This window comes from Gracilibacillus xinjiangensis (assembly GCF_042651765.1).
In the GTDB taxonomy this organism is placed as follows: Bacteria; Bacillota; Bacilli; order Bacillales; family Amphibacillaceae; genus Gracilibacillus; species Gracilibacillus xinjiangensis.
Window position 1 is genome coordinate 106,675 of the sequence record NZ_JBHSDT010000003.1, and the last position, 13,342, is coordinate 120,016.

At 35.8% G+C, this 13,342-nt stretch carries 13 protein-coding genes; 2 read left to right on the forward strand and 11 right to left on the reverse strand.

The window, feature by feature from the left end; translation table 11 throughout:
- Positions 1–58: 58 nt before the first annotated feature.
- Entirely contained in the window at positions 59–964 is a 906-nt protein-coding gene (gene metA / locus ACFOY7_RS03515) for a homoserine O-acetyltransferase MetA (RefSeq protein ID WP_390249442.1), read from the reverse strand.
- A 264-nt stretch (positions 965–1,228) separates the two neighbouring features.
- Positions 1,229–1,834 carry a YpjP family protein gene (locus ACFOY7_RS03520; RefSeq protein ID WP_390249444.1) on the reverse strand — a complete coding sequence of 202 codons (606 nt, stop codon included), beginning with the start codon at positions 1,832–1,834 and terminating at the stop codon, positions 1,229–1,231.
- 202 nt (positions 1,835–2,036) lie between these two features.
- On the opposite strand from ACFOY7_RS03520, the gene ACFOY7_RS03525 reads away from it, so the two are divergent.
- The gene (locus ACFOY7_RS03525) at positions 2,037–2,870 is read left to right on the forward strand and encodes an MBL fold metallo-hydrolase (RefSeq protein ID WP_390249446.1); all 834 of its coding nucleotides are present in this window, start codon (positions 2,037–2,039) and stop codon (positions 2,868–2,870) included.
- Between the two features lie 62 nt (positions 2,871–2,932).
- Here ACFOY7_RS03525 and ACFOY7_RS03530 read toward each other — a convergent pair whose 3' ends face one another.
- From ACFOY7_RS03530 to yfkAB, 5 genes are all read right to left on the reverse strand, one after another.
- Positions 2,933–4,348 carry a DHA2 family efflux MFS transporter permease subunit gene (locus ACFOY7_RS03530; RefSeq protein ID WP_390249448.1) on the reverse strand — a complete coding sequence of 472 codons (1,416 nt, stop codon included), beginning with the start codon at positions 4,346–4,348 and terminating at the stop codon, positions 2,933–2,935.
- Between the two features lie 107 nt (positions 4,349–4,455).
- Complete coding sequence (locus ACFOY7_RS03535) at positions 4,456–5,055, reverse strand: response regulator (RefSeq protein WP_390249450.1); 600 nt, start codon at positions 5,053–5,055, stop codon at positions 4,456–4,458.
- A gap of 14 nt (positions 5,056–5,069) precedes the next feature.
- Positions 5,070–6,191 carry a sensor histidine kinase gene (locus tag ACFOY7_RS03540; RefSeq protein WP_390249452.1) on the reverse strand — a complete coding sequence of 374 codons (1,122 nt, stop codon included), beginning with the start codon at positions 6,189–6,191 and terminating at the stop codon, positions 5,070–5,072.
- A gap of 101 nt (positions 6,192–6,292) precedes the next feature.
- A complete protein-coding gene (gene desA / locus ACFOY7_RS03545; protein ID WP_390249455.1) occupies positions 6,293–7,345 on the reverse strand; it encodes a Delta(5) desaturase DesA in 1,053 nt (350 codons plus the stop codon).
- A 110-nt stretch (positions 7,346–7,455) separates the two neighbouring features.
- Positions 7,456–8,592, reverse strand: coding sequence for a radical SAM/CxCxxxxC motif protein YfkAB (gene yfkAB / locus ACFOY7_RS03550; RefSeq protein ID WP_390249459.1), 1,137 nt, complete (start codon positions 8,590–8,592; stop codon positions 7,456–7,458).
- Positions 8,593–8,964: 372 nt separating this feature from the next.
- Here yfkAB and ACFOY7_RS03555 point away from each other — a divergent pair, with 372 nt between their 5' ends.
- Positions 8,965–9,918 (forward strand): diguanylate cyclase domain-containing protein, encoded by a 954-nt coding sequence (locus ACFOY7_RS03555; protein ID WP_390249462.1) that lies wholly within the window; start codon positions 8,965–8,967, stop codon positions 9,916–9,918.
- Between the two features lie 375 nt (positions 9,919–10,293).
- Here ACFOY7_RS03555 and ACFOY7_RS03560 read toward each other — a convergent pair whose 3' ends face one another.
- The 4 genes from ACFOY7_RS03560 to ACFOY7_RS03575 all read right to left on the reverse strand — a co-directional run bounded on the left by ACFOY7_RS03560 (position 10,294) and on the right by ACFOY7_RS03575 (position 13,167).
- Positions 10,294–11,286: an NADPH:quinone oxidoreductase family protein gene (locus ACFOY7_RS03560; protein ID WP_390249464.1), complete on the reverse strand. Its 993-nt coding sequence runs from the start codon at positions 11,284–11,286 to the stop codon at positions 10,294–10,296.
- Between the two features lie 147 nt (positions 11,287–11,433).
- Positions 11,434–11,916 (reverse strand): DUF2798 domain-containing protein, encoded by a 483-nt coding sequence (locus tag ACFOY7_RS03565; RefSeq protein WP_390249466.1) that lies wholly within the window; start codon positions 11,914–11,916, stop codon positions 11,434–11,436.
- A gap of 313 nt (positions 11,917–12,229) precedes the next feature.
- Positions 12,230–12,469: an indolepyruvate ferredoxin oxidoreductase subunit alpha gene (locus ACFOY7_RS03570; RefSeq protein ID WP_390249756.1), complete on the reverse strand. Its 240-nt coding sequence runs from the start codon at positions 12,467–12,469 to the stop codon at positions 12,230–12,232.
- Positions 12,470–12,546: 77 nt separating this feature from the next.
- On the reverse strand, positions 12,547–13,167 hold the full coding sequence (locus ACFOY7_RS03575; protein ID WP_390249468.1) for a superoxide dismutase: 621 nt from the start codon (positions 13,165–13,167) through the stop codon (positions 12,547–12,549).
- Positions 13,168–13,342: the final 175 nt, after the last annotated feature.

Below are 13,342 nucleotides of genomic sequence, written 5' to 3' on the forward strand. Positions count from 1 at the left end.
TCAAAAGAATGCTTGGACAGGGTACTGTCCAAGCATTCTTCTTACCGTGAAAGCACATTTATAATTTATAAGGTGTTTCTTGATAGACATAATAATTTAACCAATTAGATATTAGCATATTAGAGTGTGTTCTCCAACGTAACTTAGGTGTTTTGGCTGGATCATTGTTTGGATAATAGTTAACCGGTATCCTCGGCTTAAGACCCGCTTCTATGTCCCTGTCATACTCTTTTTGCAAAGTATATGCATCATATTCCGGATGACCAGTTATAAAGATTTGCTTCCCATCTGTTGAAGCGACAATATATACACCAGCTTGTTCTGATTCACTTAAGATTTTTAATTCAGGCACCTTATTAATATCAGTTTTTCTTATATCTGCATTTCTAGAGTGTGGTACAACGAATTCTTCATCAAAGCCACTCAGCAGTTTCTCTTGCGGGTCTGTTAAGTAATGAGTATATATACCTGATAACTTATCATCCATAATATATTTATCAATACCAAAGTGATAATACAGTCCAGCCATCGCTCCCCAACAAATATGCAAAGTAGATGTTACATTTGTTTTGCTCCATTCCATAATTTCAGAAAGTTCCTCCCAATAGGTTACCTCTTCATAGGGAAGTTTCTCGATCGGGGCACCTGTTATAATTAATCCATCATATCTATTAGCTTTTACATCATTTATTGATTTATAAAATTGTTTTAAATGCTCTGCTGAAGTATTTCTAGATGTATGTGTGCTTGTATGCAATAACCCTACTTCTAATTGCAGCGGGCTATTACCTAATAAACGCAGTAAATGCGTTTCAGTTTGTTGTTTTAATGGCATCAGATTTAATATCAGAATTTTTAGTGGGCGAATATCTTGTGTAAACGCACGACTTTCATCCATGACAAAAATATTTTCTTCCTGCAATTTACTCTTTGCTGGCAGTAAATCTGGCACTTTAATAGGCATAAGGCGAAACTCCTTTATCTATCTAATTACTTGATACCCAAGCAATTCATATTTTTCACCACGATAAGATCTATTTTACCTATTTCCCCCGATAAAATAAAGGAAAAAGTTTGATATAGATACAATATTATCTGTTAGGAAAATTGTCCTGTAGCACGAATTAATCGTTAGTCTTAGAATAATGTATTATTCTCAATCTTCCGACTTCAAATGGTAAAAAAGATGCCTTCTAATTTATTATGAAAGGCATCCATCTAACTTTTCTTAAGACATCCATTTAGGCGGAGTATTCTTCCCCCAATAAATATCAGCGATCGTATAATGTTCTTCAAAATTATCGTTGGCTAAGTGGTAGTGAAATTGGAAAAAATAACCCTCCTGCGGACGCTTTACCCGCTTGACGTGGAATGTAGCTATATCTTTCTTTGAATCAACATCATACAAATTAAAGATTCTTTCCCCGTATCCTGATGCAGGATCTTCTGCAATCACTAAATATTGACTCTGTTTCTCACCAATCTGGTCATACAATTGCTCTAGTACTGATTCCAAATTTGGTAACACGACTTCTTCCAATTCAAGGTCGATTCCTGATGCGATTTTTCCACCCAGTTTCTCCATTAACTGATACTTTGCTTGATCAGTTAATGCCCCAAGATAAAGTTCATTATTAAATTCGTTAACAGGTGGATCTTGTAATTCAACATCTACCTGTTGCTCTGAAACTCTGGATAAGTCATTGCTGCTCGGGGATACTTCGCCTTTATCAGAATCATCCATATCAGCATCAACATAAATCGGCGGTACATAAAGCCCGAGTGTTAAAATAGTGACCATCATTACAGTTATTTTTTTCATCCACTTATTCATCTCAGCCGAACTCCTTCACATCGTCTTAATAAAATTTTACCATGTTTTAATTTTTTGTCCATACATGTTCATTGTTTTTTGAGGATTTACACAGTTTTTACTTAAGGGTGAAAAATCTTGATAGAACTGGATTATACCCGGTTTTAGTATAATTTACTGAAATTTATGGAAGAGTAGTAATAGTCAGAACAAGAAAGGAGCAGTGCAGACATTGGAACGAAATTACTCAGATAAATGGAAAGAATATGAAAGAGATTTTGACCATGCAGTTGCTGAAGAAGTTATTCGAGATGTTGCGTATTACCGCACACTTTTATCAAATATTATTATGATTGGTGCCCCTAATGAAGATTGGGTATTAGTCGACACAAGTTTACGCCAATACCATGATCGTATCTTACACGCTTGTGAGGAACGTTATGGTACAAAGCCGCCAAAAGCAATTATTCTAACACACGGCCATTTTGATCATGCAGGCTCCGCAAAAAAGTTAGCAGAACATTGGCAAGTTCCTGTATATATACATGAAGCGGAGATGGATTATGTTACAGGCAAGAAAGCTTATCCACCTGGCGATCCAACAGTAGGGGGCGGACTTATTTCACTACTGTCGGCAGCATTTCCGACAAAACCAGTCCATTTAGAGAAAATGATAAAACCATTACCGAATGATGGTACTATTCCCCACTTAAAGGAGTGGCGCTACATCGAAACACCTGGTCACACGCCTGGACATATTAGTTTATATAGAGAGAAGGATCAAATCTTCATCGCAGGAGATGCTATTTCAACAGAAAAACCAGAGTCCTCATGGTCTGTAATATTTCCTTTTCAGCACATTTACGGTCCACCTGCATATTTTACCGAGGATTGGATGACTGCTGAACAATCAGTGAAGAAAATCGCTGCATTAAATCCATCGGTGATTATAGCTGGTCATGGTATACCGATGCATGGAGAAATGATGCAAAAAGAGTTAAAAGAATTAGCCACTAATTTTATTGATCAGGCAATTCCTAAACATAAAAGACATTGATCAAGTATAGAATAAAACTAGCTAAGAGTATTTGTGATAAAAATAATAGAGACTAGCTACTGCTAATCTCTATCATATGCTTCTTGGTCAATATCGGATGGCCGGCTATTTTTAATAAAGAAGGTTATAACCAAACCAATTGTTGTAATAATAGATAAAACTAAAAATGCAACATTTGATGCGACAATACCCGGGAATGGATCCCCATTTTGCTCTGCTGCTGTTTCTGTTGTTGTTAATACTGTCACAAGAATTGCAGTACCAACAGATGCTGAAACATTACGTAAAGTATTGTCCATCGCGGCACCATGAGCAATTAATCGTTTTGGTAACTGGTTTAGACCAGCTGTCGCAATTGGCATCATCACCATAGAAATACCTAACATTCTGATCGCGAATACAACGGTCAAATATGTCATCGAAGTATTTTCATCTAATATAGTAAATAAAAATGAACCGATTGTCATTAATGCTAAACCTGGAATAGCAAGCCACTTCGCACCAATCTTATCAAAAATGCGGCCTGTAATTGGAGACATAAACCCTGTAATTAATGCCCCAGGTAAGATAACAAGACCAGCATCTACCGCCGTGAAATCCCGTGCTTCCTGCATATATAATGGAATTAGTGTTTCGACTGCGATGAGACCCATAAATGATAGCATTCCGACTGTTACTGTTAATGGAAAAATCGAATACTTAAAAACTCGAAATTCTAACATCGGGTGCTTTAACTTTAATTGACGCATAATGAATGTAACTAATGATATTGCACCAACTACTAACACAGTAATGGTTACAGGGGAGTCCCATCCGTTGTTCCCAGCACTTGTAAAGCCATATAACAAGCCTCCAAAACCTAATGACGAAAATATAATGGAAAGAATATCAAGTTTAGGTTTGGAGATTTCGGTAACATTTTTCATCACGAAGTAGGCAATAACAATATCAATAATAGCAATTGGAAGAATGATGTAGAACAAAACACGCCAAGAATAATATTCTGTTACCCATCCGGACAAAGTCGGGCCAATTGCAGGTGCAAAAGAAATGACTAAACCGACTAATCCCATCACACTTCCTCGCTTATTCACCGGGAATATCATCAAGAAAACTGTTTGCATTAATGGAAGCATTACACCAGCACCAGCTGATTGAATAATACGGCCTGCAAGTAATACGGAAAAATTCGGCGCGAGCGCTGCTACTAATGTACCAACAGCAAACACACTCATAGCTGTAAGAAATAATTGCCTTGTTGTAAAACGATCAATCAAAAATGCACTGATCGGAATCATAATACCATTGATTAACATAAAGATAGTTGTCAGCCATTGTGCAGAATTGGCTGTAATGCCCATCTCTTCCATAATTGGCGGTATTGCTGTAATCATTAATGTTTGATTTAAAATTGCGATAAATGTACCTGCCAACAATAGTGTAACAATCGTACCGCGTTTTTGAACTGAATTAGCCATCTATTCACACCTTTCCTTTACATTTTAATTTATTTATTTCTAGTCACGAAAGATATTGTATGCTTTTTATTAATAAAAAGCAAAAAATAGAGACTGTGATATTGTCTCTATTTCAGCCATCCTTTTTCCTTCACTTTCGCTATTGCTTCAATCCGATTTTCCACTTCTAGTTTATCCAAAATAATCGATATATAGTTTCTAACTGTACCATTTGAAAGAAAAAGTTCCTTCGCTATATTTTTCGTTGTTTTTCCATCAGCCATTAATTTCATTACATCAATTTCCCGATCTGTTAAGGGATTAGACTCTGTAAATGCAAGGTCAATTAATTCCGGAGCATAGATACGTTTGCCATCCATAATCTTTCGAATGGATTCCGCCAGTTCTTCACTCGGACTATCCTTCAATAAATAACCCATTACACCTGCATTTCTCGCCCTTTCAAAATATCCCGGTCTAGCAAAAGTTGTTAGGATAATTACTTTACATTGGTGTTCTGCCAACATTTCTGCTGCATCGAGTCCAGTTTTCAACGGCATTTCAATGTCCATTATACAAATATCAGGGTCCGTCTCATTTACGAGTGTTATCACTTCTTCTCCATTATTTGCTTTCCCTACCACTTCCATATCCTCTTCCAGATCAAGCAAAGAACCTAATGCGCCTAGTAAGAGTTGCTGGTCCTCCGCTAAAACGATGCGAATCAAATTTGATCCCTCCCCTAATTCTTAATTATCTTCGGGATGGTGATGTTTAATGCCAATCCATTCTCCTGAATACTTACATTGATGTTACCATTGACAAATTCGAGCCTTTCTCTCATCCCTTTTAATCCATTTCCATACACTATATCACCATCGGATCCTATACCGTTATCTATAATTATTAATTCAAACTGTTCTGAGTTTTCTTTTAAATTAATGAAGCAATAGCTTGCTCCACTATGTTTGACTACATTGGTGACAGCTTCTTTTAAGCACATACTCAATACATTCTCAATAAATAATGGAATATTGTCTTCTCGTGCCTCTATTATTACTTCATGATTAATTCGTGCTACACGCAGCAACTGCTTCACATGTTCAATTTCGTCAGCAATTTTTACACTGCGCATTTCCGATACCATTTCACGCACTTCTTTCAAAGCTTGGCGAGCTGCTGTTTGAACATCCTGCATTTCTTTTTTTGCTGCTGCACTATCCTTATCAACCAGTTTACTAGACAGTTCACTTTTCATTCCGATCATCGATAACCTCTGTCCTAGCGTATCATGGAGATCACGTGCAATACGGTTCCTTTCTTCTATGATAGCTAACCTTGCAATTTTGCGATTGGCATCTTCCAACTTCCCTTCTAACTCCTCTTGTTTGAAACGATTATAACGATTAATCGGGATCAAAATGATTCCTAAAACAGTCATAACAAGAAATGGCAATTGGCCAATTATTAAGGCGTAATCTATAAGGAACGTACCTAATATAGCTAAAACAGTTGTCACTAAATGAATGACATACATCGTAATAAATCCTGCTTTCCTTTTTATATTCCCTATAAAAAAAGCAGTAAATAATGCAAAATAAGCATAACCGAAAAGCATTATCATCGTAACATTAATTAAGAATTCAATACTTAATCCTACGTGAACGAGCTTTCCTCTAGAAGAAAAAGTTATCCAGTAAACGGCAAAAAATATTAACGTTAAACCAATACCTACACCTATTTCAATTAGCGATGTAGAACGAAATATAAAGTAAAATGGAAGCACACAAAAAATAATCCATATGTATAAACTTAATCCGGTATTCTTCGGGAAGATATGGTACCAGTTTTGCACTTCCAACATCCTTTCCCATCCAATTTAACATTATTATACCACTTTGAGAAAATCATAAAATATCTGTATGCCTATAAATATTTTTTCTCTAAAAAAAACAAACGCTCCGATTAGGAACGAAGCGTTTGTGAAGCTTTAGTTGGTTTGACATTTCTTTTTTCTCTATCTTGTAATATATTTTTCATTTCTTTGAAGCTGATGAATGTCTTTTGGTCTTCATCATATAAGCGAAATTTAATCGATTCTAAACTTGTCTTTAATGTAATTGTCGTTGCTTTGTGCAATGGTGGTGTTTCGGTATGAGCTTTTTCAAGATTGTAATTCGGTACCCTTGGAGCAAGGTGATGAACATGGTGATAGCCTATATTACCCGTTAGCCATTCTAACCATTTTGGTAACTTGTAATAAGAACTTCCATCCACAGCAGCTTTTACATAATCCCACTCTGATTCATTTTCAAAGTAAGAATCCTCAAATTGATGCTGTACATAAAATAACCAAATCCCTAACACACCTGCTATATATGCGATTGGCAATTGAACGAGAAGGACCGCTTTCCAACCTAGTGTTAGAACAATCACTGTATAGGCAATCACTAACATAATGTTAATTAGATACGTATTCCAGCGTTCTTTTTTCCTTGCATCTTTTCGGTTTACCCGATTGTCATATAAAAACAACAGGAATGGTCCTAATCCGAACATAACTAGCGGATGGCGATATAAACGATATTGTAAACGTTCAAAACGTGAAGCTTTTTTGTATTCTTCTACTGTCATCACCCAAATATCTCCTGTACCACGCTGGTCTAAGTTGCCGCTTGTTGCATGATGAATCGAATGTTCTCTTTTCCATTTCTCAAAGGCAAAGTGTGTAATTACACCAGTAATCGTTCCTAAAATCCGGTTTAATTTCTTATTTTTAAAGAATGATTGATGGGCACAATCATGGAAAATAATAAACGTTCTTACCATAAATCCAGCAGCAATGACTGAAAAAGCTAGACTTAAGTAGATAGAAACAGACAAGCTTTGATAAGCTAAAATCCATAACAGGAAGAACGGTATGATTGTATTAACTATTTGAATGACACTTTTTTTCGTTTGTGAAGTAGCATACGGCATGACATCTTTCCGTAATTGAGCTTGCTTTTGTTTACTCATCATCATCCCTCTTTCTAAACTTTCTATTAAAGTTAGTTTACCGCAAAAGAGAGATGATTATTAGACACATCTGTCAAATATTAATCATGACAAATGTCATATTTGTTCCTCTACCTGCTAATATTAGCCGACTTCTTTGTAAAATCTGCTCCATGATAATACGTATTTTTCACCAAAATATTAGGACCAAGACATTTAACTGCCGGACAATGGCAATTAAGTGACTTTGCTGTTTTTGATAGCATCCATCTAGTGTATGCTTCTGGCAATGTCGTATCTTTAATATTTCCCAAAGCAGGCTCTTCATCATCACCGAAGTCTGTTACGATCACCTCTCCAGAAAAAATATTAACATTTAACCTTGAGCGGCCATCCGGATCATTTCTAACGGTTACATTTTTTTCTTTATATAACCTTTGAAGTAGAGCAAGTTCTTTCTCGTTTGTACTGCAAGGGTAGAATGGTAATGTTCCAAAGAGCATCCAAACATCCTGATTGCGATGATTTAATAGCCTTTCTATCCCTTCATGCATTTCTTCTAATGACAATGTCTGAAGATTAGTTGCAAAATCCACTGGATACATTGGATGTACTTCATGTCTGGCACATCCCATTTCCACTACGTGATCATGAATAAATTCTAAATAAGGAAATGTTTTTTTATTTAACATCGTTTCAGCTGATACCATAACACCTTCTGAAGCTAATCTTTGTGAGTTGTCTACCATTCGTTCAAAATACCTTTTCCGGTTTTCTTCACTAGGTTTTCTATCCATTTTCGCAAAACCTGTCTCAGCAAATTCCTCGGGTGTCCCCCAATTATGAGAGATATGCAGAACATCTAAATAAGGGATAATTGCTTCATACCTTGAATATGGCAAGGTTAAGTTAGAATTGATTTGTGTTCGGACTCCTCGGTTATGAGCATAACGTAGTAATGGGATAACATATTCTCTGACAGATTTTTTCGACATCATCGGTTCCCCGCCAGTTATACTGAGTGTGCGTAAAGATGGTATCTCATCCAGTCTCTTTTTCAATAAATCAAATGGCAGAGCATCTGGGTCTTGATTCAATAACGTATAACCCACTGCACAATGTGCACATCTCATATTACATAAGTGTGTTGTAGTAAACTCTATATTTGTTAACGTCATTTCCCCATACTCTTCTACATCCATATATGCTTCCCATGGATCGTATGTTGGAGTGATCTGCTGTAATTGCAATGTATCTATTGATGTCATATGGAACATCCTCTCTGTGTATGTGAAAGATCTCTTTTTATTTCTATTGTTACATTTGACCATTATTATTCTAACAAAAATCGTATAATAATACCTATACCATATTTAAAAAGGAACTTTATAACCATTGATCAAGATAACCATTTACAATATAGATGCAATTCCATTTAATAAACACATACGAAAAAGTTCACCTCTGTTTATAGATAAACGATACATTTTTATTTTTTTACAATATCTTAACATAGAATTCACAGTGGTAATTTATACTAAAAATAGTCCAATAGGTGGATAGAACTATTTGCCTACCACCTATATAATTATATTACTGTACGATATCTAATTTTTTTAGAGCGTAATGGAGGTACCAAAATGAAAATAGAGATTGGTGATATTGTCGAGTTTGCAATCTCGGTAAGTCCAGATACAGCTAACAGTGAAATTGATCAACTCTTCAAAGATAATATACATACACACGGAATAGTCATAACAAAGGGGAATAAACCAGTTGGTATCATAACCCGGACAGATTTTTATCAAAAACTCGGTTCTTTATATGGTTATAATTTATACATAAGCAGACCTGTTTCCCTTCTTATGAAAGAATCTATCCTTTGTTTTGATTACCAGACGTCGATCATCGATGCGAGCGAGAAGGCAATGGATCGGGGGTCAAATGAGTTATATGATGATATAATTGTTACCAGAGATGGCCAATTCTATGGAGTCATTTCCATCCGTTCATTATTAATGACTTTTGCCAGTGTACAATCACAAGTTGCTTCCTCATTGAATCCACTAACAAAATTACCTGGTAATCGAATTATCGACGAATATATTCAAGCTTTACCATCAGCAGAAAAGTTCACCATTCTTTATATTGATTTAGATCATTTCAAAACCTATAATGATGTTTACGGTTTTGCCAAAGGAGATAGAGTTATACAGGAGACAGCTTCTATTTTGCAAGCCATTGCCCGTCAATACCAAGGGTTTGTCGGACATATAGGCGGGGATGATTTTATTGTCATCATTTATGATTGGGAATTTGATACGATATGTGATGAGATTATTACAATATTTGATCAATCTATATCAACATTTTATAATCCGGAGCATCTGGAACTGGGATATGTAATCGCAGAAAATCGAAACGGTATTCTCGAAGAAGTTCCACTTGTTTCAATATCCATTGCAGCCGTATCCAACCAATTTAAGAACTTCGATTCATCTGATGATATTGTTAATTATGCCACCATAATTAAAAAAGAGTGTAAAGCGATTAAGTGCAGTTGTTTTATTTCTAATGAATTACTGTGCAAATGATAAAGACAAATTATAAGATCTTCATTAAGAAAAGGAAGAGACAGAACAAAAGTATGCACAATAAAAACGAACAATATTAGAAATATAATTTGGAATGTTTGCCTGAAATCTTGAATCTAATACACAGTGGATTAAAACTGTTTCGTGATACTTTTGAGAACGCTTAATATAAGTTTAGTTCATTTAGTCTAATCGCAGGGTTATCCCGAATTCTACAGGGGCGAACTCAGCAACTGATTTAGGTGATTCTATGAGGGCACTAGAAATACTTGTTTCGTAGTTTGTGTTTGGCTCACAAAGAAAAACCGAACTACTTCGAATATAATTCGATCATAGTTCGGCCTTTTATTTTGGCTAAAACTGTTTTGTCTCAGCCTAAACCTTCACAATAATTCTTCCTCTCGCTTTTCCTTCAAGTAATTTGGGTAAAGTATCAGGCAGTTGCTGCAATGCTACTTCCTGCTGAATTAAGTCCTCTAAATTGTTAGGTTTATAGTCTGTTGCTAACAACTCCCATACTTTCTGCCTTCTTTCCATTGGGCAAAAGACAGAATCAATTCCTTGCAAATTGACCCCTCTTAATATAAACGGAAAAACAGTTGTTGGTATTTTTACACCACCAGTCAATCCACTAACAGCAACTGTACCGCCATATCCGATTTGACCCATCACTGCTGCTAATTGTTCACCGCCAACAGGATCAACTGCTCCTGCCCACCTTTGTTTATCTAATGATTTTACTTTCCCATCATATACCGATTCTCTTGGAATAATATTAGCTGCTCCTATATTGGTTAAGTAACTGTGAGCACTATCTTTCCCTGTACTGGCCTCTACCTCATAACCTAACTTAGATAAAATAGAAACAGCAAAACTTCCGACACCGCCTGTTGCTCCTGTTACTAATATTTTTCCTTTTTCAGGAGTCAAATTATTCTCTTCCAGACTCATTACAGACAATGCAGCTGTAAAGCCTGCCGTACCAATGACCATTGCTTCCTTTATAGAAATCCCTTTTGGCAATGGAACAACCCACTCTGCAGGTACTCTCGCATATTCACTATACCCTCCAAAATGAGAAACACCTATCTCATAGCTTGTTGCAATAACTTCATCACCCTCTTTATATCGTGGATCAGTTGAGGACTCCACTACTCCGGCTAAGTCAATTCCGGGTACTATAGGATAATTTTTCACAACATTCCCATCTGGTATCGCAGCGAGACTGTCTTTATAATTTACACTTGAGTAATGAACTTTTATTAACACTTCTCCGTGTGGTAAGTCTTCCGTTGAAAGCTGTTGCATATTTAGTGTAAACTGCTTCTCATCTTTATTAACGACAAGTGCTTGAAAGGTTTGGTTCACCATATATCCTCCTATAACATAAGAATTCTTTCATTTTATTGTCACCATTGTACTGATTAATACTATAGTTTTACAAATCTTTTAATTTCAATACAACATAAAAAAAGAAAACAGCTTTTTAAATAGATCGTTTTCTAATTCGTTTCATTATACAGTTTCGCATTTTTTTCTTTGGATAAAATGCTTAAATATGAAGCGGACTATCGGCCCCATCACTAACAATTGCAACGGAAAAGCCAATATAAAGTTTTTTACAAAAATAACGCCATATACAATAAGTAATCCCTGTCCATCCAACCCATTGCCGAGATATGACATAACCAGCCCGAAAATTGACATAAAAAAGACCATACCTAAGATCATAGATGTCGACATACAGAGCACAAATAAGAGCTTGTTTGATTTATCAAAAGGTAATCGGTGCGTTATTTTCTTAGCTAATGGTCCTACGACATGCAAATCTAATAAAAGCGCAATGATAAACCCGATTCCAACCTCCGTTAATACATTTTGCAGAGTTAAATGTTTTAGATCACCAATCAATAAGAGATTGTAAGCAGACATTACTGCAACCATTCCAAAACACATAATGAAACCGAAAATTAAACTTTCTTTCTGATTTGTTGGCATATCCTTCATCCTTTCTAAACTTTCAGCGAAATTATGTATAACAAGAATGAAAATTTCCCATAAGTGAATATTCTGTGAACATTTTTATCAGCTATTTAAATTCTCTCCTTTGTACTATTATCTCCCACTTCATCGTTAACCAGCCCAAGCTCGATAAAAATAACTTTCTTCAAAATTTAGAGTTTTTCATTGCAAAATCCCTACTCGGTGTCGTGAGAAAATATAATAGAAACACAAAAAAGGAGAAAGCCTCGTAGAGCTTCTCCCCTAATAAAACTTCCCCTAAATAAAAGAAAATCTTCCTGTAACCATTTTAACTTATTCCAAAATACTGCTCAGCTTTATCTAAATAAGGTTCCTGCTCTACGGTTAAATCATATTCTTCAAAAATAGCGTCAACAGGGCAAACCGCAGCACATGCTCCACAATCAATACAAATATCAGGGTTTATATAAAACTGGTCTTCACCTTCCTCGATGCAATCAACTGGACATACTGTAACACATTCTCCGGCTTTTTCTGTCTCACACGGTGCTGTAATAACAAATGCCATCATCCCCAACCTTTCCTTTTCTTTTATATAAATAGATGGAAAGACAGCGGATCGCCACCTTTCCATTTAATAATTAACTATTGAATCGCAGCTTGGTATTTCTCTGCAACTACATCCCAATTAATCACATTATAGAAACTTGCGATATAATCTGGACGTCGATTTTGATAATTTAGGTAATAAGCATGTTCCCAAACATCAATCCCAAGAATTGCTGTTTTCCCTTCTGAGATCGGGTTATCTTGATTTGGTGTACTCGTCACTTCTAATTTTCCTTCATTGTTTACTACAAGCCAAGCCCACCCTGAGCCGAATCGATTAGCTGCAGCATTAGAAAAGGCTTCTTTAAATTTGTCAAAACCTCCAAGTTGGTCATCAATCGCTTTTGCCAATTCACCCTCAGGTTTATTTGATTTAGATCCTGGCGCAATTACTTCCCAGAATAATGAATGGTTGAAGTGTCCACCCCCATTATTTCTAACAGCAGTACGGATGCTCTCAGGTACACTATTTAAATCAGCAAGAATACCTTCAAGGCTCTTGTCAGATAAGGCATCTTGTCCTTCTAGTGCTGCATTTAATTTATCCACATATGTTTGATGATGTTTTCCATGATGAATTTCCATTGTTTTTTGATCAATATGTGGCTCCAAAGCGTCTGTCGCATATTTTAATGCAGGTAATGTAAATTTCCCCATATGTAAAACCTCCAATTTAATTATTATACTTTTATGTATAAAAAGTATAATATAATAGTAGATCAAGATATTTTATTAATCAAAGAATCTGCTCGTCAAATTCCCATTACGTTTCTGTTATAAGATTGTTCCAGTTAAAGTGTAATGGAGGGAAATTGGTGGGAACTCAATAACT